The 26002-nt window shown below is 63.5% G+C and carries 19 protein-coding genes and 5 tRNA genes; 10 read left to right on the top strand and 14 right to left on the bottom strand.

Annotation, left to right across the window (positions count from 1 at the left end):
- The first annotated feature begins 63 nt into the window (after positions 1 to 63).
- Complete coding sequence (locus EXV95_RS01080; protein ID WP_176885477.1) at positions 64 to 837, top strand: Crp/Fnr family transcriptional regulator; 774 nt, start codon at positions 64 to 66, stop codon at positions 835 to 837.
- 111 nt (positions 838 to 948) lie between these two features.
- Here the strand turns inward: EXV95_RS01080 and fumC are convergent, their stop codons facing one another.
- Positions 949 to 2334: a class II fumarate hydratase gene (gene fumC / locus EXV95_RS01075; protein ID WP_176885475.1), complete on the bottom strand. Its 1386-nt coding sequence runs from the start codon at positions 2332 to 2334 to the stop codon at positions 949 to 951.
- A gap of 335 nt (positions 2335 to 2669) precedes the next feature.
- Between fumC and EXV95_RS01070 the strand changes: the two genes are divergently transcribed.
- From EXV95_RS01070 to murI, 3 genes are all read left to right on the top strand, one after another.
- The gene (locus EXV95_RS01070) at positions 2670 to 3032 is read left to right on the top strand and encodes a hypothetical protein (protein WP_055399533.1); all 363 of its coding nucleotides are present in this window, start codon (positions 2670 to 2672) and stop codon (positions 3030 to 3032) included.
- A gap of 195 nt (positions 3033 to 3227) precedes the next feature.
- Positions 3228 to 4793, top strand: a complete 1566-nt coding sequence (locus tag EXV95_RS01065; RefSeq protein ID WP_176885473.1) for a fumarate hydratase — start codon at positions 3228 to 3230, stop codon at positions 4791 to 4793.
- 168 nt (positions 4794 to 4961) lie between these two features.
- Positions 4962 to 5831, top strand: a complete 870-nt coding sequence (gene murI, locus EXV95_RS01060) for a glutamate racemase (RefSeq protein ID WP_176885472.1) — start codon at positions 4962 to 4964, stop codon at positions 5829 to 5831.
- Positions 5832 to 5915: 84 nt separating this feature from the next.
- Here murI and EXV95_RS01055 read toward each other — a convergent pair whose 3' ends face one another.
- From EXV95_RS01055 to EXV95_RS00995, 13 genes are all read right to left on the bottom strand, one after another.
- Complete coding sequence (locus tag EXV95_RS01055; protein ID WP_176885471.1) at positions 5916 to 6452, bottom strand: M48 family metallopeptidase; 537 nt, start codon at positions 6450 to 6452, stop codon at positions 5916 to 5918.
- 167 nt (positions 6453 to 6619) lie between these two features.
- Positions 6620 to 7258 (bottom strand): DUF6806 family protein, encoded by a 639-nt coding sequence (locus tag EXV95_RS01050; RefSeq protein WP_176885470.1) that lies wholly within the window; start codon positions 7256 to 7258, stop codon positions 6620 to 6622.
- A 284-nt stretch (positions 7259 to 7542) separates the two neighbouring features.
- A tRNA-Leu gene (locus tag EXV95_RS01045) sits at positions 7543 to 7635 on the bottom strand.
- A gap of 156 nt (positions 7636 to 7791) precedes the next feature.
- Positions 7792 to 7867: transfer RNA gene (locus tag EXV95_RS01040), tRNA-Gly, on the bottom strand.
- Between the two features lie 182 nt (positions 7868 to 8049).
- A tRNA-Cys gene (locus EXV95_RS01035) sits at positions 8050 to 8123 on the bottom strand.
- A 59-nt stretch (positions 8124 to 8182) separates the two neighbouring features.
- Positions 8183 to 8258, bottom strand: a tRNA-Gly gene (locus EXV95_RS01030).
- A gap of 86 nt (positions 8259 to 8344) precedes the next feature.
- Positions 8345 to 10777 carry an endopeptidase La gene (lon, locus tag EXV95_RS01025; RefSeq protein ID WP_176885469.1) on the bottom strand — a complete coding sequence of 811 codons (2433 nt, stop codon included), beginning with the start codon at positions 10775 to 10777 and terminating at the stop codon, positions 8345 to 8347.
- A 188-nt stretch (positions 10778 to 10965) separates the two neighbouring features.
- A complete protein-coding gene (gene clpX / locus EXV95_RS01020; RefSeq protein ID WP_010460566.1) occupies positions 10966 to 12231 on the bottom strand; it encodes an ATP-dependent Clp protease ATP-binding subunit ClpX in 1266 nt (421 codons plus the stop codon).
- A gap of 102 nt (positions 12232 to 12333) precedes the next feature.
- Positions 12334 to 12942 carry an ATP-dependent Clp endopeptidase proteolytic subunit ClpP gene (gene clpP / locus EXV95_RS01015; RefSeq protein WP_304503264.1) on the bottom strand — a complete coding sequence of 203 codons (609 nt, stop codon included), beginning with the start codon at positions 12940 to 12942 and terminating at the stop codon, positions 12334 to 12336.
- A gap of 127 nt (positions 12943 to 13069) precedes the next feature.
- A complete protein-coding gene (gene tig / locus EXV95_RS01010; RefSeq protein WP_176885468.1) occupies positions 13070 to 14383 on the bottom strand; it encodes a trigger factor in 1314 nt (437 codons plus the stop codon).
- A 75-nt stretch (positions 14384 to 14458) separates the two neighbouring features.
- A tRNA-Leu gene (locus EXV95_RS01005) sits at positions 14459 to 14545 on the bottom strand.
- A 94-nt stretch (positions 14546 to 14639) separates the two neighbouring features.
- Positions 14640 to 17822, bottom strand: coding sequence for an efflux RND transporter permease subunit (locus EXV95_RS01000; protein ID WP_121419598.1), 3183 nt, complete (start codon positions 17820 to 17822; stop codon positions 14640 to 14642).
- A gap of 8 nt (positions 17823 to 17830) precedes the next feature.
- On the bottom strand, positions 17831 to 19039 hold the full coding sequence (locus EXV95_RS00995) for an efflux RND transporter periplasmic adaptor subunit (RefSeq protein ID WP_255484873.1): 1209 nt from the start codon (positions 19037 to 19039) through the stop codon (positions 17831 to 17833).
- Between the two features lie 207 nt (positions 19040 to 19246).
- Here EXV95_RS00995 and hpnC point away from each other — a divergent pair, with 207 nt between their 5' ends.
- From hpnC to hpnE, 6 genes are all read left to right on the top strand, one after another.
- Positions 19247 to 20182, top strand: coding sequence for a squalene synthase HpnC (hpnC, locus tag EXV95_RS00990; RefSeq protein ID WP_255484872.1), 936 nt, complete (start codon positions 19247 to 19249; stop codon positions 20180 to 20182).
- Positions 20183 to 20503: 321 nt separating this feature from the next.
- Positions 20504 to 21256 carry a hypothetical protein gene (locus EXV95_RS00985; protein WP_255484871.1) on the top strand — a complete coding sequence of 251 codons (753 nt, stop codon included), beginning with the start codon at positions 20504 to 20506 and terminating at the stop codon, positions 21254 to 21256.
- 13 nt (positions 21257 to 21269) lie between these two features.
- Positions 21270 to 22679 (top strand): L-serine ammonia-lyase, encoded by a 1410-nt coding sequence (locus tag EXV95_RS00980; RefSeq protein ID WP_176885467.1) that lies wholly within the window; start codon positions 21270 to 21272, stop codon positions 22677 to 22679.
- A 117-nt stretch (positions 22680 to 22796) separates the two neighbouring features.
- Positions 22797 to 23693 carry an amino acid ABC transporter substrate-binding protein gene (locus EXV95_RS00975; RefSeq protein WP_255484870.1) on the top strand — a complete coding sequence of 299 codons (897 nt, stop codon included), beginning with the start codon at positions 22797 to 22799 and terminating at the stop codon, positions 23691 to 23693.
- A gap of 120 nt (positions 23694 to 23813) precedes the next feature.
- Entirely contained in the window at positions 23814 to 24656 is an 843-nt protein-coding gene (gene hpnD / locus EXV95_RS00970; RefSeq protein ID WP_176885466.1) for a presqualene diphosphate synthase HpnD, read from the top strand.
- A 16-nt stretch (positions 24657 to 24672) separates the two neighbouring features.
- Complete coding sequence (gene hpnE / locus EXV95_RS00965; RefSeq protein WP_176885465.1) at positions 24673 to 25977, top strand: hydroxysqualene dehydroxylase HpnE; 1305 nt, start codon at positions 24673 to 24675, stop codon at positions 25975 to 25977.
- Positions 25978 to 26002 lie beyond the last annotated feature (25 nt).

Genomic DNA, 26002 nt, shown 5'->3' with positions numbered 1-26002 from the left:
TTGTCACCGTCTTTCAGCCCGGCCCCGCGCACAGGCCGCCCCCCCCAACTCCAGCCTGCCGCCATGCCCACCGCCACCATTGCCTTGCCAGAGTCCGCCCATTCCCTGGCCGACCACCACCTGCAACGCCCGTTCCTCAGCCAGACGGAGCGTGAAGCCATCAACCGAGGCCGCTGGTTCGCCGCGCTGACGCCGTCGCTGCGGCATGACATCTTCCGGCTGGGCCGCATTACGCGCTACGCACACGGCCAGATGATCGTGGAGCAGGGTGATCTGGCGCAGGACTGGTTTGCCTGTGCCAGTGGTGCCATCCGGTTTCGGCGCACAACGCCGTCGGGCAAGCAGGTGACGCTGGCCTATGTGGAGCCCGGCATCTGGGTGGGCGAGGCCGAGGTGCTGCACCGGGGCCCCAACACCTACGACGCGCACGCCCACGGCCCCACCACGGTGCTGAGCGTGGCCGAGGGCGTGTTCCGCCAGTTGCTGCGCGAACATCCCGAGTTCGGCGAGGCCCTGCTCACGCTGCAGGCACGCCGCATGCGCTACCTGTACTGGATGATGGAAGACATGGCCACCCTGCCCCTGCGCGCGCGGCTGGCCAAGCAGCTGCTGCACGTGCTGCGCCGCTTTGGCGAGCGTGCGGCCGTACCAGGCCAGCGCGGGGCCATCGGGCTGGCACTGGTGCAGGACGAGCTGGCACAACTGCTGGGCGGCTCACGCCAGCGCATCAATGTGGAGCTCAAGTGGATGGAGCGAGAGGGCATCATCGGCATCCACCAGCGCAGCATCGTCGTCTACCAGCAAGACCAACTCGAAGCGCTGGCGCAGCAGGAATAGCGCGCCGCCTTGCGACCTGCCAATCAAAAACAATAGCACCTTGCGCTTATTGGACAAGCGCTGGCGGCCATTTTTTCTTGATTTTTTGACCCGCGCCACGCCACCAGGCCCTCAGCGCCCCACCATATTGCCCGGCACCACCCACTGGTCGAACTGCTCGCCCGTCACATGGCCCGAGGCCACGGCCGCTTCGCGCAGGCTGGTGCCTTCCTTGTGCGCCTTCTTGGCGATGAAAGCGGCCTTGTCGTAGCCGATGTGGGTGTTGAGCGCGGTCACCAGCATCAGCGAGCGGTCCACCAGTTCGGTGATGCGCTCGCGGTTGGGCTCGATGCCCACGGCGCACTGATCGTTGAAGCTGACCATGCCGTCGGCCAGCAGGCGCACGCTCTGCAAAAAGTTGTGCGCCACCATGGGGCGGAACACGTTCAGCTCGAAGTTGCCCGAGGCGCCGCCGAAGTTGATGGCCACGTCGTTGCCGAACACCTGGGCGGCCAGCATGGTCACGGCCTCGCTCTGCGTGGGGTTGACCTTGCCGGGCATGATGGACGAGCCGGGCTCGTTCTCGGGGATGCTGAGTTCGCCAATGCCGCTGCGCGGGCCGCTGGCGAGCCAGCGCACGTCGTTGGCGATCTTCATCATGCTGGCGGCGAGGGTTTTGAGCGCGCCGTGGGCAAACACCAGGCCATCCACCGAGGCCAGGGCCTCGAACTTGTTCGGCGCGGTGACGAAGGGCAGACCCGTCAGGCGCGCCAGCTCGGCGGCGGCCTGCTCGGCATAGCCCTTGGGCGCGTTCAGCCCCGTACCTACGGCGGTGCCGCCCAGCGCCAGCTCGTACAGGTGGGGCAGCGCCGCGCGCACATGGCGCTCGCCATGGTCGAGCTGGGCCACGTAGCCCGAGAACTCCTGGCCCAGCGTGAGCGGGGTGGCGTCCTGCAAATGGGTGCGGCCGATCTTGACGATGCCGTCGAAGTCCTGCGCCTTCTTCGCCAGCGTGACGCGCAGCTTGGCAATGGCGGGCAGCAGGCGGCGCGTGAGGGCTTCCACGGCGGCCACGTGCATGGCGGTGGGGAACACATCGTTGCTCGACTGGCTGCGGTTCACGTCGTCGTTGGGGTGCACCAGGCGGCCTTCTCCGCGCTCGCCGCCCAAGAGTTCGCTCGCGCGGTTGGCCAGCACTTCGTTGACGTTCATGTTGGTCTGCGTGCCCGAGCCCGTCTGCCAGACCACCAGCGGAAACTCACCGGGATGTTTGCCAGCAATCACCTCGTCAGCGGCGGCCACGATGGCCTCGGTCTTCTTCGCGTCCTGCAGGCCCAGCGCCTGGTTAACAACGGCCGAGGCGCGCTTGACCTGGGCCAGCGCCTTGATGATCTCGCGCGGCTGCTGCTCGCCAGAGATGTCGAAGTTCTGCAGCGAGCGCTGCGTCTGCGCGCCCCAGAGTTTGTCGGCCGGGACTTCGATGGGGCCAAAGGTGTCGCGTTCGGTGCGGGTGGTCATGGACAGCGGTTCTCCAAGTGAAACAACAGGTGCGACCAGGCAATGAGGCCGCGCCCCGCAGAATAATGCAAAAAATAACCATTCTCATTTAATACACTGCACTGCTGGTGCGCAACATGCGCTCGTCAGTGTGTGGCAAGCCCCGCTGCAGAGCGCAAAAAGCGGTGCCGTCATCACTGCCGGTGGGGGCTTCGCTTCGGCCCGCTGTGAGGTCTTGACAAGGCCCCACACCTTCTCGCGCTCAATCGTCGGCTTGTTCTTACACCGCACGGGCGCCAGCGGGCACACCATGGCGGTGCAGCAACCTTCCTCGCCGCGAATCCACGGAGACCACCATGGCCAAAAGTAGCCTGCTTGGCATCGATGCCGACAACCTTTCTCCCCTTCACAGCGCCAAGGGCAACGACAGCCTGGGCCCCAGCGATGCATCCGACTCGGGCAGCGACAGCACCGGGCTGTATGGCACCGACCCCGACAATGACACCGACCGCTACGGAACCGGCGAACGCGCGAGCGTGGAGCCCGAACTGCAGCTGGAGTCGCGCGACATCCTGCCCGATCATCTGGAGTCGATGGACACCGACGACGACACCGCTGAAAACGGCGATGTGCGGGCGGGGGCCGACCGCTATCCGGACGATGACCCGGCAGACGACCCGGAGCTGGATCCGGACTCCGGCGACGGTGCCGAAGCGTAAAAAGCACGGCGCGGCCTCCAGCCAATCTGCCGTTGGGGCTACTGAGCTTTGAGAGGCGGGCCAGACTGCGATAGTCGCGTTGTCCGCAGGTAGTCTGCGCCAAGGCCGCGCCAGCGCCGTGTCAGCAGGGGGGTGGGATAATTGCGGGCTGCGTGCCCCGGCATGCGTTCGTTCCCGCCTCACGACAGAACCACGATGACCACCACAATCCAATACGACGACCTCGTCGAGTCCATTGCTGCCGCGCTGCAGTACATCAGCTACTACCACCCCACCGACTACATCGCCCACCTGGCCCGTGCCTATGAGCGCGAGCAGAGCCCGGCAGCCAAGGACGCGATAGCCCAGATCCTGACCAACAGCAAGATGAGCGCCACCGGCCAGCGCCCCATCTGCCAGGACACCGGCATCGTCAACGTCTTCCTGAAAGTGGGCATGGACGTGCGGTGGGAGGGCTTTACCGGCAGCTTGGACGACGCCATCAACGAAGGTGTGCGCCGTGGCTACAACCACCCCGACAACACGCTGCGCGCCTCGGTCGTGGCCGACCCCCAGTTCGCCCGCAAGAACACCAAGGACAACACCCCCGCCGTGATCTTCACCGAGATCGTGCCCGGCAACACCGTGGACATCACCGTGGCAGCCAAGGGCGGCGGCTCGGAGAACAAGTCCAAGATGTACATGCTCAACCCCGGTGACAACGTCGTGGACTGGGTGCTCAAGACCGTGCCCACCATGGGCGCTGGCTGGTGCCCGCCCGGCATGCTGGGCATCGGCATTGGCGGTACGGCCGAAAAGGCAGTGCTCATGGCCAAGGAAAGCCTGATGGACGACCTGGACATGTACGAACTGCAGGCCAAGGCCGAAGCCGCCAAGACAGGCGGTCCCGCGCTCGACAAGGTCGAGGAGCTGCGCCTGGAGCTGTTTGAAAAGGTCAACGCCCTGGGCATTGGCGCACAAGGCCTGGGCGGCCTGACCACCGTGCTGGACGTCAAGATCAAGATGTACCCCACGCACGCGGCCAGCAAGCCCATTGCGATGATCCCCAACTGCGCAGCCACGCGCCACGCGCACTTCGTGATGGACGGCTCGGGCCCCGTGTACCTCACGCCCCCAAGCCTGGACCTGTGGCCCAACGTGAACTGGGCGCCCGACTACAACAAGAGCAAGAAGGTCAACCTCGACACGCTGACCAAGGAAGAAGTGGCCAGCTGGAAGCCCGGCGACACGCTGCTGCTCAACGGCAAGATGCTGACGGGCCGCGATGCCGCACACAAACGTATCCAGGACATGCTGGCCAAGGGCGAGAAGCTGCCCGTGGACTTCACCAACCGCATCATCTACTACGTGGGCCCCGTGGACCCCGTCAAGGGCGAGGCCGTGGGCCCCGCAGGCCCTACCACCGCCACACGCATGGACGGCTTCACCGAGATGATGCTGGCCCAGACCGGCCTGATCGCCATGGTGGGCAAGGCCGAGCGCGGCCCGGTCGCCATCGAGGCCATCAAGAAGCACCAAAGCGCCTACCTCATGGCCGTGGGCGGCGCCGCCTACCTGGTCTCCAAGGCCATCAAGGCCGCCAAGGTCGTGGGTTTTGAAGACCTGGGCATGGAAGCCATCTACGAATTTGACGTGGTGGACATGCCCGTGACCGTGGCCGTGGATGCCGGGGGCACCAGCGCCCACATCACCGGCCCGGCCGAATGGCAAAAGCGCATTGCCTCGGGCGAATTCAAGGGCATCGGGGTCGCCGCGGCCTGAGGCCCCACTCGGCGTCGCCCTGGCGGCAGACTCGACGCTGGTACCAGGGCAATCGCTCTCCCAACCGCCTTCGGGCGGTTTTTTCTTGGGGCTCGCCCAATCCGGCACGAAGGCTGCGTCTTTCCTACAATCCACGCTTTCCTCCAAATGCCAGAGCTTGGTTCCTCGATGCCGCAGGCCTCTTCTCCCATCGGTGTTTTTGACAGTGGCGTCGGTGGGCTGAGCGTACTGCGCGCCCTGCTGGCCGCCATGCCCCACGAACGTTTCGTGTACCTGGCAGACAGCGCCAACGCCCCCTATGGCGAGCGCGGCGATGCCTTTGTGGCCGCCCGCACCCACGCCATCACCGAGTACCTGCGCGAGCAGCACCACATCAAGGCGCTGGTGGTAGCCTGCAATACCGCCACGGCAGCGGCCATCCACGAAGTGCGCAGCAGCCACCCGGAATTACCCCTCGTGGGCCTGGAGCCCGCCATCAAGCCCGCCCTCGCGGTGACAAAGACAGGTCACGTGGGCGTGATCGGCACCCGGGGCACGCTGACCAGTGCGAAGTTCGGCAAGCTCATGGCCTCGCTGGCGGACCAGGCGCATTTTGTGGTGCAACCCTGTGACGGCCTGGCCCATGCCATCGAGCGCAGCGTGGCGCTGCCTGTGGCCGACCAAGGCAGCCCCGTCCATGCCACTGAGACCGGGGGGCTGTGCGCGCGTTATGTCCAAGCCATGGGCAGTTTTGGCACCGCCCCGGGGCAGATGGACACGCTGGTACTGGGCTGCACGCACTACATCTTTGTGGCCAACGAGCTGCGCGCACTGGTCGGGCCGGGCGTGCAGTTCATCGAGACCGGTGAGCCCGTCGCACGCCAGACGCGGCGCTTGCTGGAGACGGTGGGGCTGCAGGCCGCGCCCGATAGTGCCGTGGCCACGGATGCACCACGCACCCGCCTGTTGACCACCGGGCCGGTGGCCATGCTTCAGGCGGCTGCAGAGCGCTGGCTGGGTTTGCCAGCAGACTGCTGTGAAACGGTGTCTGTGCCTTGACCAACCGCTGTTTTAGGGCCTGGCGCTTTGCCAGCAAGCGCAAATTGCAAATCGCCATCAACAAAGTGGCGTTCAACTTTTCTTCTACCCAGAACTAGTTTCTGCAGCAGCGCTCCACAGCCGTTCACCCGCATGCTCCACATGGGTGAGGTACAGGCGCAGGTCGAACTCGTATTGGTGGTACTGCGGCTCCATGTGGGTACACAGTTGGTAAAAAGCCTTGCCGTGGTCCTTCTCACGCAGATGTGCCAGCTCGTGGACCACAATCATGCGGAGAAACTCGTCGGGTGCCTGTTTGAACATCGACGCAATGCGGATCTCATGCTTGGCCGCCAGCCGGTTGCCCTGCACACGCGAGACCGCCGTGTGCAACCCCAAGGCATGGCGCACCACGTGGATCTTGTTGTCGAAAAGGACCTTGTTGACCGTGCCCGCATTGCGCAGGTAACGCGCCTTGAGTTCCTGCGCGTAGTCATACAGCGCCTTGTCGCTGCGCACCGCATGGGCCTGGGGATACTTACGCTGCAACATGACCCTCAGCCGCCCCTGCGCAAGCAGATCACGCGCCTGGTCCTGCAAAGACACCGGATAGGAACGCAGATACGGCAGATCAGAACTCATGGAAAGCACGACAGTTCGAAGAGATCACAGAACTGCGCAGGACCGCCTTGAATCCAGCGCACACGGGCACAAGTCATTGCCACAGCCTGTCGATCAACTTTCGCCACCAGCACATGCAAGGCAACCCCACCCCCACGGGGACACCAGTGTGTTGGTGAATGAAAGAATCAGTGCAGGTGGCGCGGACGGCGACCACCACCGCCACCATGACCACTGCCGGAGCCGCCCCCACCAGGGCCACGCGGCGGTTTTCCGATCTCCAGCGAGTTCACCAGCGCATCAAAGCGCTGGCTGAACAGCTTGTCGATCTCGGCCACCACACCACCCAGTTCGGCACCATCAAAGTGGCGCTCCATCATGTTTACAACGTCCTGCACCAGCAAATCACGCTGCACCTGCATGATGGCGGCGGGCGTGGGGCCGACAAACAGCATGACGAAATCGTCACGCGACTCCGCACCCTGCTCTTCCTCGTCCTCGTCGAAATCTGCGTCGTAGAACGTGACTTCGATGGCAGCACCTTGCTCGGCAAGCTCATTGAGGCTCATGCACATTTCGTCCAGAACTTGGCGAAAGTCTTCACCCCCCCGCACCGTCCAGCACATCTGCAGCAAGTGTTCCTGCGCGTCGTATTTGATGCCGGGCTCTTCTTCGTAGGCGCTGGCTGCGCCATCAGCCAGCGAGCGGGCTCCGGCGTACTTCCACAGGGGTTTGAGCGCCTCCTGGAGTTGGTCAAAGCTCGCATCAGCGCGCAGCTGGACTTGTCCGTGGACGTGGATTTCGAAGGGAGCGTTGTAACTTGACATGATTGAATCCTAGAGCCTGTTCAATGTCCTTTTGGAGTCGCACAAGTACCTTACCGGGATGGGCTGCTAGGCGCGGTGCGCAGTTGATAGCCCGGCTATCAACAAGCGCCGCAACGCCGCAGACCGCCCGGCAAGGCACTTGCCCAAAGGGTTGGAGTGAAATCGGGCGATTGGACGCCCCGGCTGCTTGCATGGGCATGAGCCCATACTGCGCAGCCGGAGCATCCACTCATCCCGATTGCACTCCAATGCGATCTCCAAAAGGACATTGAACAGGCTCTTCGTGGTGCCCCGAGCCGGGGTCGAACCGGCACGCCCCTTTTCAGGAAAGCGGCGGATTTTAAGTCCGCAGTGTCTACCAATTTCACCATCGGGGCGCCGGCTGCCCAACGCACTCCTGCGTCGCAGCGTAACCCGGGCAGCGCATGCGCGCAATGCCCTGTCGTATCTCTGGTCACAGGGCCGACGCCCTGCCGAGCCGCCCGCCTTGCACCACCAAGAAAAAAGGGAAGCCGAAGCTTCCCTTACAAATATGGAGCGGGAAAAGAGTCTCGAACTCTCGACCTCAACCTTGGCAAGGTTGCGCTCTACCAACTGAGCTATTCCCGCATTCGCCTACTGCATCCGACGTTTCCATCAGAGCCAATCAGCAAGCCTCAAATTATATCGCTATTTTTTGGCTCTATTCGATTGCAAACCAAAAAATCAACCAATCACCATCCATCCTTCAACAGTCATCTTGATTACGACGATCACAGAAGATCTTCAGACATCAAGACACAGACCGTATCTGGAGGCGCGGTCCGGAGTCGAACCGGACTAACCGGATTTGCAATCCGGGGCATAACCGCTTTGCTACCGCGCCAGAAATTCACACTTCTCTGACAAAAAAGGGAAGCATTTGCTTCCCTTTTTTGTGGAAATTGGAGCGGGAAAAGAGTCTCGAACTCTCGACCTCAACCTTGGCAAGGTTGCGCTCTACCAACTGAGCTATTCCCGCATTTTACCGAAGCCTCACATTGTACAACGTTTGCTGCGATGGAATGAATTGTAGCGCATTTTTTGGGGTTCTCAAAAAAATTTGCGTCAATGTTTCAGGCCATCTGTCGCGGACGACGCTGCAACGGCCTTGTCCGTCGAGGGAGCAGCCACGACCGCCACTTCCTCATCCGTCAGGGGCAGAGGCTTGGTTTCCAAGGCCACTTCCAGTACCTTGTCGATCCAGCGCACCGGCACGATCTCCAGCCCACTTTTCACGTTGTCCGGAATCTCGGCCAGGTCTTTGACGTTCTCTTCGGGGATCAGCACCGTCTTGATGCCGCCGCGCAGAGCCGCCAGCAGCTTTTCCTTGAGGCCACCAATGGCGGTAACTTCACCGCGCAACGTGATCTCACCGGTCATGGCAACATCACCGCGCACGGGAATACCCGTGAGGGCCGAAACAAACGCCGTCGTCATCGCAGCGCCAGCACTCGGACCATCCTTAGGGGTTGCCCCGTCTGGCACATGGATGTGGATGTCGCGCTTCTCAAACGCTTCGTCCTTGATGCCCAGAATGCGCGAGCGGCTGCGCACCACCGTGCGGGCAGCCTCCACCGACTCCTTCATCACATCACCCAAAGAACCGGTGCGCGTGATCACCCCCTTGCCGGGCATGGCGGCGGCTTCGATGGTCAGCAGATCGCCACCCACCTCGGTCCAGGCCAGACCGACCACCTGGCCCACTTGGTTCTGCGCCTCGGCACGGCCGTAGGTGTACTTGCGCACGCCCAGGAAGTCAGGCAGGTTGTCGGCGGTGACAACGACCTGGGGTTCGAGCTTCTTGAGCTGCAGACCCTTGACCACCTTGCGGCAGATCTTGGACAACTCGCGCTCCAGCGAACGCACGCCGGCTTCCCGCGTGTAGTAGCGCACCATGTCTCGCACGGCGGGCTCGGTGATCAGCAGTTCTTCGTCCTTCACGCCATTGTTCTTGAGCTGCTTGGGCAACAAGTACTTCATGGCGATGCTGGTCTTCTCGTCCTCGGTGTAACCCGACAGGCGGATCACTTCCATGCGGTCGAGCAGGGCCGGCGGAATGTTCATCGAGTTCGACGTGGCGACGAACATCACGTCGCTCAGGTCGAAGTCCACTTCGACGTAGTGATCGCCAAAGGTGTGATTCTGCTCGGGGTCCAGCACCTCCAGCAGCGCACTCGACGGGTCGCCTCGGAAGTCCGTGCCCAGCTTGTCGATTTCGTCCAGCAGAAACAGCGGATTGCGCGTGCCCACCTTCGACAGGCTCTGCAGCACCTTGCCAGGCAGCGCGCCGATGTACGTGCGGCGGTGCCCACGGATTTCAGCTTCGTCGCGCATGCCACCCAAGGCCATGCGCACGTACTTGCGGCCCGTGGCCTTGGCAATGGATTGCCCCAACGAGGTCTTGCCCACGCCAGGTGGCCCCACCAGGCACAGGATGGGAGCCTTCACCTTGTCCACGCGCTGCTGCACCGCAAGATATTCAAGGATGCGGTCCTTGACTTTGTCCAGGCCAAAGTGGTCTTCGTTGAGCACGCCTTCGGCATTGACCAGGTCGTGCTTGATCTTGGTCTTCTTGCTCCACGGCAGCGCCGTGAGCACGTCAATGTAGTTACGCACCACGGTGGCCTCGGCCGACATGGGCGACATCAGCTTGAGCTTCTTGAGTTCTGCATCAGCCTTCTTGCGCGCCTCGGCAGGCATCTTGGCGAGTTTGATCTTTTTCTCGATCTCCTCGATGTCGGCGCCTTCGTCGCCTTCACCCAACTCCTTCTGGATGGCCTTGACCTGCTCGTTCAAGTAGAAGTCGCGCTGGTTCTTCTCCATCTGGCGCTTCACACGCCCACGGATCTTCTTGTCCACGTTGAGGATGTCCACCTCGCGGTCAAGCTGCTCGAACAGGTTTTCAAGGCGCGCCTTCACATCCGACAGGTCCAGCACCACCTGCTTGTTCTCGAGCTTGAGCGGCAGGTGCGCGGCGATGGTGTCGGCCAGACGGCCTGGATCGTCGATGCTGGAGATCGATGTGAGGATCTCCGGGGGAATCTTTTTGTTGAGTTTGACGTACTGGTCAAACTGCTGCATCACAGCACGGCGCAGCGCTTCAATCTCGCTGGGCTTGTTGGCCTCGGGTGTAGCTTCTACCGGCGTGACGGTGGCCGTGAAATGGGTCTCAGCGTCCTCGATAGAAGTCACCAGGGCGCGCTGCTGGCCTTCAACCAGCACCTTCACGGTGCCGTCAGGCAACTTGAGCATCTGCAGGATGGTGGAGACGCAGCCGACATCGAACATGTCCGACACCGAAGGCTCGTCCTTGGCTGCAGCTTTCTGTGCCACCAGCATGATGCGGCGGTCGGCCTCCATGGCCAACTCAAGCGCCTTGATGCTCTTGGGACGCCCCACAAAAAGCGGGATGACCATGTGGGGAAACACCACCACGTCACGCAAAGGCAACAGCGGTAGATCGATAGGGGTGGCTGGCAGGGGGGTATGTCCGGACATGGAAATCCTCAAAGTGCTCTGTGGAAATGGGTCCACATGTGGGGATTTTCAACCCTTACGCGCAAGCCGCGCTGGCACAAGGGTTGATGGTTCAATGGGCGACACCAATGCGCCCGCTCCGGTCATCTCAGACGGTGTGAAGGATTCCGGCGTGTCCATGCGGGCATCGCAGACTCCTTCACGCCTTCTCAGGCCTTCTTGGCCGCTTCGCGATAAACGAGCAGCGGCGGCTTGTTTTCTTCGATGGTGGACTCGTCCACCACCACTTTTTCAACGTTGCTCGTATTGGGCAAGTCGAACATCGTGCCAATCAGCGATTGCTCCAGAATTGAGCGCAGGCCGCGGGCTCCGGTCTTGCGGGCCAAGGCCTTGCGAGCGATGGCCTTAAGCGCGGCAGGACGGATTTCGAGGTCCACACCTTCCATGGCCAGGAGCTTGCTGTATTGCTTGACAAGCGCGTTCTTGGGCTCCGTCAGGATCTGCACCAGCGCGTCCTCGCTCAGCTCTGCCAGAGCCGTCACCACGGGCATGCGCCCCACCAGCTCAGGAATCAGGCCGAACTTGATCAGATCTTCGGGTTCGATCTCGGTGAACACCTCTGTCAGCGAACGCTGCTTCTTGCTCTTGACCGATGCGCCAAACCCGATGCCCGACGCTTCGGTGCGGTTCTCGATGACCTTTTCCAGTCCCGCAAACGCACCGCCACAGATAAACAGAATATTGGTCGTGTCGATCTGCAGGAAGTCCTGGTTCGGGTGCTTGCGTCCGCCCTGCGGCGGCACGCTGGCCATCGTGCCTTCGATGAGCTTGAGCAGCGCCTGCTGGACGCCCTCGCCCGAAACGTCACGCGTGATGCTGGGGTTGTCCGACTTGCGCGAGATCTTGTCGATCTCGTCGATGTAGACGATGCCGCGCTGCGCGCGCTCCACCTCATAGTTGCAGCTTTGCAGCAGCTTCTGGACGATGTTCTCCACATCTTCGCCCACATAACCGGCTTCCGTCAGCGTGGTGGCGTCGGCCATCACAAAGGGAACGTCCAGCATGCGCGCCAGGGTCTGCGCCAGCAGCGTCTTGCCCGAACCCGTGGGCCCAATCAGCAAAATGTTGCTCTTGGACAGCTCCACATCGTCTTTGTGGGCCTTGTCCTTGTGGCGCAGGCGCTTGTAGTGGTTGTACACCGCCACCGCCAGCGTGCGCTTGGCCACGTCCTGACCAATCACATAGTTGTCGAGGTTGGTCTTGATCTCTACGGGGGTGGGCAGGTCACTGCGGCCTTCGCGCGCCAAGTCGCCAGCCGGGAGCTCATCGCGAATGATCTCGTTGCACAGGTCAATGCACTCGTCGCAGATAAAGACCGACGGACCGGCGATCAGCTTCTTCACTTCATGCTGGCTTTTGCCGCAGAAAGAGCAGTAAAGGGTTTTTTCGCTGGAAGAGCCTTTTTTCTCGGCCATGGGGGCAATGCCTTGCTTGTTACGGAAAGTTGTCGGGATGATAACCAAATAAAAAACGGCGTCTTCCTCAAAGGAAAACGCCGCTGTTTGACCCTCTGGCTATCAGAAGCGCTTGCTGATCACCTGATCGACCAAACCGTATTCCTTGGACTCATCAGCCGACAGGAAATAGTCACGCTCGGTGTCGCGCTGGATTTTTTCCAGCGGCTGGCCCGTGCGTTCGGCGAGGATCTTGTTGAGCTGCTCGCGGGTCTTGAGGATTTCGCGGGCGTGGATCTCAATCTCGGTTGCCTGGCCCTGCATGCCGCCCAGAGGCTGATGGATCATGACCTTGGAGTTGGGCAGCGCAAAACGCTTGCCCTTGGCTCCTGCGGCCAGCAGGAAGGCTCCCATGCTGGCGGCCATGCCGGTGCACAGGGTCGAGACATCAGGCTTGATGAAGTTCATGGTGTCAAAGATCGCCATGCCGGCGCTCACCGAGCCACCTGGGGAGTTGATGTAGAACGAAATGTCCTTGTCGGGGTTTTCGCTCTCCAGGAACAGTAGTTGCGCCACCACCAGGTTGGCGGTCTGGTCGTTGACCGGACCCACCAGAAAAATCACGCGCTCCTTGAGCAGGCGCGAGTAGATGTCATAGGACCGTTCGCCACGGCCCGACTGCTCGATGACCATGGGGACCATGCCCAGGCCTTGTGTTTCCAATGCGCTCATGTTTTTCTCCAGACAAGCAGGTACTGTACCCAGAAATGAATTGGGGCTTGTGCACGAAAGCACAAGCCCCTGTATGTAACGGCAACAACCGGGCAGTTCGATAACAAGCCGCCGGGCCTGCAGCCTATCAGCCTTGCTGGGCCATCAGTTCGTCAAACGACACGGCCTTCTCGACCACCTTGGCCTTGGACAGCACAAATTCGGTCACGTTGTTTTCGATCACAACGGCTTCGACTTCCGCCAGGCGCTGGCGGTCACCGAAGTACCAGCGCACCACATCGTCAGGCTTCTCGTAGCTGGCAGCCAGCTCGTCAATGTGGGCCTTGAGCTGTTCGGGCTTGGCCTGCAGCTCATTGGCACGCACCAGCTCGGCCAGCACCAGGCCCAGGCGCACGCGACGTTCAGCCTGGGGGCGGAACACGTCTTCAGGGATCTCAGCCTTGTCGGCGTCCTTGATGCCGCGCTGCTTGAGTTCAGCGCGGGCACCTTCCAGCAGGCGGGCGATTTCAGCTTGCACGCTGGAGTTGGGCAGGTCCAGCTCAGCCTTGGCCACCAGGGCGTCCATCACGGCTTGCTTGTTGCGGGCCAGCAGACGGAACTTGACTTCACGCTCCAGGTTCTTCTTGATGTCGGCGCGCAGGCCTTCCACGGAGCCATCGGCAATACCGAGCGACTTGGCCAGGGCATCGTTCACTTCGGGCAGGTGGGCAGCTTCGATCTTCTTGATGGTCACCAGGAAGTCAGCGGTCTTGCCAGCCACGTCCTTGCCGTGGTACTCCGCAGGGAATGCCAGGGGGAAGGTCTTGCTTTCGCCAGACTTCATGCCACGCACGGCGTCTTCGAACTCCTTGAGCATCTGGCCTTCGCCCACCAGGAACTGGAAGTCTTCGGCCTTGCCGCCTTCAAACGGCTCGCCGTCAATCTTGCCTTCGAAATCGACCGTCACGCGGTCGCCGTCTTGCGCAGCAGCATCCATGGCGCGCTGGGCGAAGCTGCGGCGCTGCTTGCGCAGGATGTCGATGGTCTTGTCGATGGCAGCGTCCGTCACTTCAGCCGACAGCTTTTCGACTTCGGCATCAGACAGATCGGCAATCTTGACTTCTGGGAACACTTCGAAAATGGCATCGAAAGTGACCTGACCTTCAGGAGCGCCTTCCTTTTCGGTGATGCGGGGCTGGCCAGCAACACGCAGATTGGCTTCGTTGGCAGCCACGGCAAAGGCTTCACCCACCTTGTCGTTCAGCACTTCGTACTGCACCGAGTAGCCGTAACGCTGGGCCACCACGTTCATGGGCACCTTGCCGGGACGGAAACCGTCCATCTTGACCGTGCGGGCCAGGCGCTTGAGGCGCGTGTCGACTTCGGACTGGATCAGGGTGACGGGCACGCTCAGCGTAATCTTGCGCTCGAGCTTCTCAAGGGTTTCAACAGTAACGGCCATGGCTATTCCTCTTATGAATGTGGATCGTGCTGGCTGCAGCGCAGCAGCGCCGTGTTCCGCAAAGTCTCACATGGGTGGTGCGCGGGGGGGGACTCGAACCCCCACACCATTGCTGGCGTCAGGACCTAAACCTGGTGCGTCTACCAATTTCGCCACCCGCGCGGTTCTACAACAAACAAACAGGCGGCAACCTCAGCTGCCGCCTGTGTGAAATCGGTCAACCTTCTATTTTACCCTGATGCGGGCAGGGTGGGAATCAAACCCCTCCAAGGACCTCCGGCGCAGGCCTTTTCACACGGAACCACGCGGCATACATCGCAGGCAGCGCGAGCAGGGTCAGCACGGTGGCCACCACAAGTCCGCCCATGATGGCCACGGCCATCGGGCCCCAGAACACGCTGCGTGACAACGGGATCATGGCGAGCACTGCTGCGGCAGCTGTCAGCACGATGGGGCGCAGGCGGCGCACTGCCGATTCGACAATCGCATCCCACGCAGGCACGCCCCGCGCGCGGTCCTGTTCGATCTGGTCGATCAGGATCACCGAGTTGCGCTGGATCATGCCCATGAGTGCAATCACCCCCAGCAACGCCACGAAGCCGAACGGACGGTTGAGCAGAATCAGCGCCGCAGCGACCCCCGCCAGGCCCAACGGCCCGGTCAGGAACACCAGCATCGCGCGGCTGAAGCTGTGCAGTTGCAGCATGAGCAGCGTGAAGGTGATGAACAACATGACCGGAATGCCCGCTGCAATCGACGCCGAGCCCTTGGAGCTTTCCTCCACAGCACCCGCCACTTCGATGCGGTAGCCGGTCTGCCCGGCAGCACGCCACTTCGCCTCAATGTCCTTGAGAGCAGGCAGCAGCGCCGCCGTCACCGTGGCCCCCTGCAGCCCCTCAGTCACGTCGCCCTGCACGGTGATGGCGTAGTCGCGGTTCTCGCGCCACATCACACCGGGCTCCCAGGTGAAGACCGGCTTGGCGATCTGCGTGAGCGGGATCGACTTGCCCGAGGCCGTGGGCAGGTAGGCGTTGGCGATGTCGGTGATGGCGTTGCGCTCGTCCAGCGGCTGGCGCAGCAGAATGTCGATGAGCTTGTCACCCTCGCGGTACTGGCCCACCTGCGTACCCGACAGAATGGTCTTGGACGCCTGGGCAATCGACTGGCTGGTGACACCCAGCGCGCGCGCCTTGGCCTGGTCCACTTCCAGGCGCAGCACCTTCACAGACTCGTTCCAGTTGTCGTTCACACCGCGCATGTCCGGGTTCTTGCGCAGTTGGGCTTTCACTTCATCGGCGCGCTCACGCAGCACCAGCGGATCAGGCCCCACCACGCGGAACTGCACGGGGTAAGGCACCGGTGGTCCATTGGGCAGCAGCTTGACGCGACCACGCACCTCCGGGAACTCCTCAGCCAGCAGAGCAGGCAACTTCACGCGCAGAGACTCACGCACCTTCAGATCCTGGGGCAGAACGATGAACTGCGACACGTTGCTCTGGGGAAACACCTGGTCCAGCGGCAAATAGAAACGCGGCACGCCGGAACCGACCCAGGTGCTGACAGAACTGACACCAGGTTCAGAGAGCAAGCGCTGCTCCACACGTTTGGTCACTTCTTCATTGCCTGCAAATGAGGTGCCCTCGGGGAACCAGATGTCCACCAGAATTTCAGGCCGGCTCGAATCGGGGAAGAACTGCTGCTGCACCTTGCCCATGCCCACAATGCCCAGCGCAAAGGTCAGTACCGTGGCGCCGATGGTGATCCAGCGGTGCAACACACACCAGTCCACCAGGCGGCGGAAGGTGCGGTAGAACGGGCTGTCAAACACTTCGTGTGGATCGTCGGTGATGCCCTTGTTGGCCTGCGCAGCCAGCACATGCGGCGGCACCTTGAGCAGCAGCGTGCCCAGGTACGGCACAAAGTACACCGACACGAACCAGCTGAGCACCAGCGCGATCACGGTGACCGCAAAAATGGCGAAGGTGTATTCGCCCGTAGTGGACTTGGCCAGGCCAATGGGCAAAAAGCCCGCCGCCGTGATCAGCGTGCCCGTCAGCATCGGCATGGCCGTGATCTCGTAGGCAAAGGTAGCGGCACGCACCTTGTCGTAGCCCTCTTCAAGCTTGAGCACCATCATTTCGACCGCAATGATCGCGTCATCCACCAGCAGGCCCAGTGCGATGATGAGCGAGCCCAGCGATATCTTGTGCAGGCCGATGCCCCAGTACCACATGGCCAGGAAGGTCACGGCAAGCACCAGCGGAATGGTGATGCCCACCACCAGCCCTGGGCGCGGATCGATGTACCAGCGCTTCCACAGCGGGTTCTTGCCGGGGCGCTTGTGCAGGCCCAGCGCGATGAAGCTCACCGCCAACACGATGACCACGGCCTCGATCAGCACCTTGACGAATTCGTTCACCGAGGTGGCCACCGCCTTGGGCTGGTCTTGCACGTTGACGAGCTTCACCCCCGCTGGCAGCGTGCCGCCAATGCGGTCGGTGGCGGCATGCAGCGCCTTGCCCAGCGCAATGATGTCGCCGCCCTTGGCCATGGAGACGCCCAGCGCAATCACTTCCTGCCCCTGGTGACGCACCTTCACGGTGGCCGGGTCCACATAGCCGCGCTTGACCTCGGCGATATCGCCCAGGCGCAGTTGTGCGCCCGACGGGCCACGGATCGGCATGGCGCGCAGGTCTTCAATGGCGTTGAACTGACCCTGCACCCGCACCTGCACCTGGTCTTGCGGGGTCTGAATAGCTCCGGCGCTCTCCACGGCGTTTTGCTGGCCCAGCTGGGCCAGCACCTGGTTCATGTCCAGGCCCAGTTGCGACAGGCGTTTTTGCGAGATTTCGATGAACAGTTTTTCGTCTTGCACGCCAAACAGCTCAACCTTGGCGACATCGGGCACACGCAGCAGCTGCTGGCGTGCGTCATCGGCAAACTGCTTGAGTTCGGCGTAGCTGAAGCCCTCGGACTCCAGCGCGTAGATCACGCCATACACATCGCCAAAGTCGTCGTTGAAGAACGGGCCCTGGATGCCCTGCGGCAAGGTGTAGCGCATGTCGCCCACCTTCTTGCGCACGCTGTACCAGACGTTGGCCACCTCGCTGGCCTTGGACGAATCCTTGATCTGAAAGATGATCTGCGACTCGCCGGGCTTCGAATAACTGCGGATCTTGTCGGCGTAGGGCACCTCTTGCAGCGTGCGCTCGATCTTGTCTGTGACCTGCTCGGCCACCTGCTGCGCCGTGGCGCCCGGCCAGTAGGTACGCACCACCATGGCACGGAAGGTGAACGGCGGGTCCTCGTCCTGCCCCAGCTGGAAATAGGCGGCAAACCCCAGCAGCATCAGCACCACCATCAGGTAGCGCGTGAGGGCGGGATGGTCGAGCGCCCACTTGGAGAGGTTGAACCCCTCTTTGGGTTGTACTTGCGTCATGGCCGGCCTCAGTTGGCTGTGGAAGCTGCGGGTGCCGCTGCTGTGGCAGCAGGCGCGGCAGGCATTGCTACTGGATTGGTAGCTGTCTGCGCTTTACTGGCGGGCGCTGAGGCCATTTTTGGCTGATAAATCAGAACCTTCTGCCCGGGTGAGAGCACATGCACACCCGTGGCCACCACCTGCATGCCGGGGGCTAGACCCGCAGCCACCACGGCCTCATTGCCATCGGCCGTGGCAATCTGCACCACCTGCGACTTCACCGTGCTGCTGGCCGCGTCATACACCCACACCGCCGTGGACTGCCCCTCCTGGCGCAGCGCACTGGTGGGCAGCTTGATGGCCGGAATGCCCGCATGGCTGAGCGCCTTGGGCGTGACGTACACGGTGGAGCCCAGCGCAGGCGCATCGGCGCCGTCGATGGCCACCTTGATTTGGTAAGTGCGCGTGGCGGCGTCGGCACTGGCGGCCACTTCGCGCACGCGGCCCGTCAGGTTGGCGCCGCCGGACCAGCCGCGCACCGCCACTTCTGAGCCTGGGGTGATCTGCCCCACCTTGTCCTCTGGCACCGCAAACACCACATCGCGGGGGCCATCCTGCGCAATGCGCACCACAGGCGTCCCGGCCGACACCACCTGGCCAGGCTCGGCGTCAATGCCAGTGACAACGCCCGCCACGTCGGCCACCAGCGTGGTGTAGGCCGCCTGGTTGCCTTGCGATGACAGCTGCGCTCGGGCCTGGTCCAGCGTGGCCTGGGCGGCTTTCAGCGTGGCGTCGCGGCGCTCCAGCTCGGCGCCGCTGATGAAGTTCTGGTCCTTCAGGGCTTGGTAGCGCCTGTAGTCGGCAGCGGCCAGATCACGCTGCGTGGTGGCCGATGCCAACTGTGCGCGCGCGGCGTCGGTGGCCAGTTGGTAATCCTTGGGGTCCAGCTGGGCCAGCACCTGTCCGGCCCGCACACGCTGGCCCAGTTCGGCCTGGCGCTGCACGATCTTGCCCGCCACGCGGAACCCCAAGCGCGACTCCACGCGCGCCCGCACCTCGCCCGAATACTCCAGGCTGGACTGCAGCGCACCCACCCCCACCGTCAGCAACTTGACGGAGCGCACCGGCTCTTCGGGCGGCGCGGGGCGGGAACAGGCGGCCAGCAAAGCAGCGGCGGCCACCATCAGCAAGGTCCGGCAGTGCCGTTGAAAAGGCCGCGAGGCGGAGGATGTGCGCATGGGAAATCCGGTGAATAGAGAAGGGCTACAAGGAGTTGCAAGGGCTGCACGCAAAACGCAGGCACGAATGCCTGCGCTGAAAACGGAACTGCAGTAGCAGTTACCGGCCAGCCTCCTTGTCCCTGATTGAATTGGTTTTTTGATTACTGACTGACCGGTTAGTAATCTATGAGAAGCCCTTGGCATTGTCAAGCGACAATCCAGGGTGTGAACGACCGATCCCCCCCTCCCCAGCCTGAAGTGGCGTCCGCTGCAACTTCCGCGCCACAGCCGCTCCAGACTGCTCCACACCATGCGTCTGCCACCCTGGCCGCCCCTGTCACGCACTACGAGAACTTCCCGGTCGCGTCCCTGCTGTGCCCACCGCACCTGCGCCAGCCCATTGCCGCCATCTACGGCTTTGCCCGCACCGCTGACGACATTGCCGACGAAGGGGACGCCCCCGCCGCAGACCGCCTGGCCGACCTGGCGGCCTACCTGGCCGATCTGCGCGCGATTGCCCAGGGCCAGCCGCCCTCGCCCCGCTGGGCCAGCGTGTTCCTGCCACTGCAGGGCGTGCTGCGCAGCCACCAGCTGCCCGTGCCTCTGCTCGAAGACCTGCTCAGCGCCTTTGCCCAGGATGTGGAAAAAACCCGTGATGCCGAGGGCTATGCCGACCGCGCCGAGCTGCTGGACTACTGCCGCCGCTCAGCCAACCCCGTGGGCCGGCTGCTGTTGCACCTGTACGGCGTAACAGACGCCCAGGCGCTGCAAGAAAGCGATGCCATCTGCACTGCGCTGCAGCTCATCAACTTCTGGCAGGACCTTTCCGTGGACATCCCCCGAGGGCGCCACTACCTGCCCCGCGCCGACTGCGCCGTTCATGGCGCCTGCCAGGCCGAGCTGCTGGCACTCAGAAGTACCCCCGAGAACGTGCGCCTCATCACCGACTGCGCCCGCTGGGCCCGCGCCAGCATGCAAATAGGCGCCCCCTTGGTGCACCGCCTGCCCGGCCGCGCCGGGTGGGAGCTGCGCCTGGTGGTGCAAGGCGGCCTGCGCATTCTGGACAAGGTGGACGCCCTCAAAGGCGGCAGCCTGCACACCCGTCCACGCCTGCATGCGTGGGATTGGTGCGTGATGCTGGGCCGCGCGCTGGTGATGTAAGAAGAAAGATTCATGGGCCACAAGGCGCGCTGACATCTGCGCGTGCTCTGCCCATGGATTTGAGGCAAAAATGGCCTTCACCGCGCATCCATATTGCCTTATTAGCTATTAATTTATGAGCGATTAACCGCCTGCGCCGGGGGGACTGCGGCGGGCGAACCCTGGGCGGGGCAGGGATAGCGCGCATGGCGTCCTCTTTACAGCGCGCTAGTCTTGCGCCCACTGCGGCCAGCCGCTCGGGACTTACCCGTTCCGGAACACAACAACAAAGACAACAATGTCCGCAAGCCACTACCCGTGGCTTGCCAGGAGGGCCCACCGTTGACCGCCAGACATCTCTTCAAGACCCTGCAGTGGGGGCTCATCCTTTTTTGCCTGGTGTTTTCCATCGTCGGGGGCGTGGCGGCAGAGCGGGTGCTGGATATGCTGCACTGCCAACCCCACACCAACCCCACGCTGGGCACCTGCACGTGGCTGACCAATGCCATCGGGCTGCGGCTGATGCCTTTCCTGTCGGCAGGCAGCATCATGGACTACCCCTTTGTGCTGCTGCGCAACTTCTGGGCGCTGCTGCTGGCGTGGGGGCTGGCACTGTATGCCGCACGCTGGGCAGACCGCCACCCGGCTGCCGCAGCGGACCTGCTGCAGCGCTGGCTGCCGCGCCGCAGCAACGCCACCCCAGCAGACGTACTGCGCTGGGGTGTGGCCAGCCTGTTCTGGCTGTTGCTGGCGGGCTTCATCGTGTTCATCTTTGCGCTGGGCCTGCCCATCGTGGGCAACCAGACCGCGCGCACCATCCTCGAAAGCCAGGGCTGCTCGCCCGGCACCTTCGACCCCTTCTCATCCCCCTGCATGAGAGCCCCCGGCTTCTGGACGCCCCGCCTCTCCCTGTACGTCCTTCCCCTCGCAGGCCCCTTGCTGGCGCCCGTGTGGCTGGTCATGGGGTTCTGGGATGTCCTGCTGGGCTGGCTGGCACTGATCGTGGCCACCTATGCCCTGAAATCGCACCTGTCGCAGCCTACCCGGCCGCCAGTCCGCCCCCACCCCTCGGCCAAACCACTGCGCCGCTCCTAAGAACCTCTTCACCATGTCCGTCAGCGTTTTCGACCTCTTCAAGATTGGCGTCGGCCCGTCCAGCTCCCACACCGTGGGCCCCATGATTGCGGCTCGGCAGTTTGCCTGCTATCTGCGCGACACGCTGGGCCTGGCCGCCGTGCACCGCGTCACCGTAGAACTCTTCGGCTCCCTGTCTGCCACGGGCGTGGGCCACGGCACCGACAAGGCGGTGCTGCTGGGGCTGGCCGGGCACGAGCCCGACCACATCGATCCGGACCAGATCCAGCCCGCCATCGCCGACATCCGCACCCGGCAAACGCTGGAGCTGCTGGGCGAGCATGTGGTGCCGTTTGTTGAAAAAGAGCATCTGCTGTTTCGCCGCAAAAGCCTGCCGCTGCACCCCAACGGCATGGCGTTTCACGCGTTCGACGCGCAGGGCAACGAGATTGCGGCGCGTGAGTACTACTCGGTGGGTGGCGGTTTTGTGATCGACGCGGCGGGCGAGCGTGTGCTCAACAGCGCCGCCACGGCAGGGCCCGATGCGGCCGGGCATGCCCAGGGCCTGCCCCACGCCTTCCGCACCGGGGCCGAGCTGCTGGCCCAGTGCCAGGCCACCGGCCTCACCCCGGCCCAGCTCATGGCGGCCAATGAGCAACACTGGCGCAGCGCCTCCGAGGTGCGCCGCCAGCTCATGGCCATCTGGAAAACCATGGCCAGCGCCGTGCAGCGCGGCTGCGCCAGCACCGGTACGTTGCCTGGCCCCATGCACGTGCGCCGCCGCGCGGCCGAGCTGCACCACAAGCTCAGCACGCAGCCCGAGGCCGCACTGCGCGACCCCCTCTCGATGCTCGACTGGGTAAACCTCTACGCCATGGCCGTCAACGAAGAAAACGCCGCCGGGGGCCGCGTGGTGACGGCGCCCACCAATGGCGCAGCAGGTGTGATCCCGGCCGTGCTGCACTACTACGTCAACTTTTTGCAAGGCCCGATCCCGGCCAACGACGACGGCATCGCCACGTTTTTGCTCACGGCAGGCGCCATCGGCATCATCTACAAAGAAAACGCATCGCTCTCGGGGGCCGAGGTGGGCTGCCAGGGCGAGGTGGGTGTGGCCTGCTCCATGGCAGCAGGCGCGCTGGCTGCGGTGATGGGTGGCACCCCCGAGCAGATCGAGAACGCCGCCGAGATCGGCATGGAGCACAACCTGGGCATGACCTGCGACCCGGTGGGTGGCCTGGTGCAGATCCCCTGCATCGAACGCAACGCCATGGGCGCCATCAAGGCCATCAACGCCGCCCGCATGGCGCTGCGTGGCGATGGGCAGCATGTGGTCTCGCTCGACAAGGTCATCAAGACCATGATGCAGACCGGTGCGGACATGAAGGTCAAATACAAGGAGACGTCGCGCGGCGGGCTGGCGGTGAATGTTGTGGAATGCTGACAAACTTGTCGCCAATGTGACACAACAACAGATGCCGCAGCACAATGCGCGGCGTGCAACCTCGCGCGTTTCCTGCGACGCCTGGCATGCATGGCCCCGTCACCTCTTCCGTTTCCTATGCATCTCTTCTCTGCGCTGCGAGCCCTTCTACTGATCCTTACCCTGTCCTGGATGTCCCCTGGCGCCTGGGCGCAAGACACCCTGACCCACATTGCCAAGACCGGCGAATTGCGACTGGGGCACCGCGAGGCATCCCACCCCTTCTCCTACAAAGACCTAGCCACTGGACAGGTGCGTGGCTACAGCGTTGATATCTGCACCAAGATTTACGAGGAGCTCAAGAAGGAACTCAAGCGCCCCGACCTGCGCCTGACCTATGTACTGGTAGACGGCAAGAACCGCCTTGCGGACCTGAAAAACAACGTAGTGGACCTGGAATGCGGCACGACCACCAACACCCTGGAACGCCAGAAGGAAGTCGCCTTCAGCCACCACATCTTCATTGCCACCACCGCCTTCCTCGTGCGCAAGGACTCGGGCATCAAGACGGTGGACGATCTGAACGGCAAACGCATTGCCGTCGAACGGAAAACCACCAATGACGGCCTGCTGGCCACCAACGAACGCACCTACCACCGCAAATTCATCTACGTGCCGGTGGACAGCACCGCACAGGGACTGGATGCACTCACGCGCAGGGAGGCAGATGCGGTTTTTGCAGACGATGCAGGCCTGTGGAGCCCCATGACCCGGCTGGGCAAGGCCATGGGGGACTACCAGTTTCTGGAAAAGCGCCTTTCGGTAGAGCCCTACAGCATTGGTCTGCGCAGGCAAGACCCTCGCTTCAAGGAGCTGGTAGACCAAGTCACCCGCCGCCTGATCCAGACCGGGGAGATGGCGGCTCTCTACAAAAAGTGGTTCCACTCAGACCAAGGCACGCTCCCCATGAGCGTCTTCATGCGCGAAGCGCTCAAGCGGCCCAGCGACGTGGGCGTGGAACAGATCGCCTTTTGATGCCCTTCGGCCTGCCGCAGAACTGCCGCAGAACAGGCAGGCCAAACTGGGGAACTGCGGCCTCCACCAGCTGCCAGGTTGCATTCGCGGGCCATGTCCGCCATGGGACAATCGCGCCCCATGACCCCACAGCAATACGTACAGCAAAAAGCCGTGGCCTCGGGCAGCAGCTTCTACTACGCCTTCCTGTTCCTGCCGGCCCCGCGCCGCGCCGCGATCACGGCGTTTTATGCCTTCTGCCGCGAAGTGGACGATGTGGTGGACGAAGTCTCCGACCCTGGCGTGGCGCGCACCAAGCTCGCCTGGTGGCAGGCCGAGGTGGCCAAGGCCTATGCGGGCCAGCCCACCCACCCTGTGATGCTGGCGCTCATGCCGCTGGCGGCCGACTACGGCATTGAACAACGCCACCTGCAGGCCGTGATCGACGGCTGCCGGATGGACCTGGAGCAAACCCGCTACCTCGACTTTGCGGGCCTCAAGGGCTACTGCCACCTGGTGGCGGGCATCGTGGGCGAAGTCGCCGCACGCATCTTCGGCCAGACCGACCCACGCACCACCGACTACGCCCACAAGCTGGGCCTGGCCTTCCAGCTCACCAACATCATCCGCGACGTGGGCGAAGATGCCATGCTGGGACGCATCTACCTGCCGGTGAACGAGCTGCAGCAGTTTGACGTGAAGGCACACGAGATCCTGAAGCGCACGTATTCCGACCGCTTCACCGCGCTGATGCGTTTTCAGGCCGAGCGCGCGCACCGCCTGTATGACGAGGCCCTGGCCCTGCTGCCCGATGCCGACCGCCGCGCCCAGAAGCCCGGCCTGATGATGGCCAACATCTACCGCACCCTGCTGCGCGAGATCGAGCACGAGAACTTCCAGGTGCTGCACCAGCGCATCCGCCTCACGCCCTTGCGCAAGTTCTGGCTGGCGTGGAAGGTGCAGGCCCTGGGCCGGATGTCCTAGCCATGGGCCCGCGTCCATGAAGGTCGCCGTCATCGGCGCAGGCTGGGCGGGCATGGCCGCCGCCATCGCCCACACACAAGCGGGCCGCCAGGTCACGGTGTTCGAGGCCGCCCGCACCGTCGGCGGCCGGGCGCGAGCCGTGCAGGGCGCGCTGCCCGATGGCACGACCATCACGCTCGACAACGGCCAGCACATCCTGATTGGCGCCTACACCCAAAGCCTGCGCCTGATGCGGCTGGTGGGCGTGGACATCGATACCGCGCTGCTGCGCCTGCCACTCACGCTTCAATTCCCTGATGGCCAGGGCCTGCAACTGCCCGACCTGCCCCCACCCCTCGATGCGCTGCTGGGCACTGCCCGCGCCAAGGGCTGGGGCTGGCGCGACAAGCTGGCACTGCTGCGCACAGCCACGGCCTGGCAGCTGCGCGGCTTTCGCTGCGCGCCCGCCACATCGGTGGCCGCGCTGTGCGCGCCGCTCACGCCCCGGCTCATGACCGAGTTCATCGACCCGCTGTGTGTGTCGGCCCTCAACACCCCTGCCAACCAGGCCAGCGGCCAGGTGTTTCTGCGCGTGCTGCAGGACAGCCTGTTCAGCGGGCGCGGCGGCTCCAACCTATTGCTGCCACGTGCGGACTTAGGCGCCCTCTTTCCCGAAGCCGCTGCCCGCTGGCTGCAGCAGCAAGGCGGCCAGGTCCTCACCGGCCAGCGCATTCAGCGCTTGCAGCCGTTGCCCGGGGGGCGTTGGCAACCGGTCGTGGCGGCCAACGGCGCAGAAGACCCCGGAGCGTTCGACCACGTCACCCTGGCCTGCCCGTCCTGGGAGGCCAGCCGCCTGGTCGAAGGCCTGGCGGGCACGGCGGGCCTGGCCAGTGCAGCCCGCTGGAGCGCCACCACGAGCGCCCTGCGGTTTGAGGCCATCACCACCGTCTATGCCCATGCTGCGGGCGCCCACCTGCCCCAGCCCATGCTGGCACTGCGCAACACCGCTGCCCACCCGGCGCAGTTTGTGTTCGACCGGGGCCAGCTCGACGGCCAGCGCGGGCTGCTGGCCTTTGTGGTGAGTGCCAGTGATGGAGACCGGGCCTTGATCGAGCAGCAGGTGCTGCAGCAGGCCGGCGTGCAGCTGGGCCTGCCCGGCCTGCAGCCCGTGCAGACCGTGGTGGAGAAACGCGCCACCTTTGCCTGCACCCCCGGCCTGCAGCGGCCCGGCATGCAGGTGCTGCCAGGGCTGACGGCCTGTGGGGACTATGTGGATGGCCCCTACCCCGCCACACTGGAAGGCGCCGTGCTGAGCGGCACGGCAGTAGCGGCACTGGCGTAATCCTCGCTCTGTCCGTGCGGGGTGC

This window comes from Acidovorax sp. JMULE5, assembly GCF_013376875.1.
GTDB lineage: Bacteria > Pseudomonadota > Gammaproteobacteria > Burkholderiales > Burkholderiaceae_C > Acidovorax > Acidovorax facilis.
Note: the sequence above shows the minus strand (reverse complement) of the source record. Positions and strands in the feature narration are given on the sequence as shown.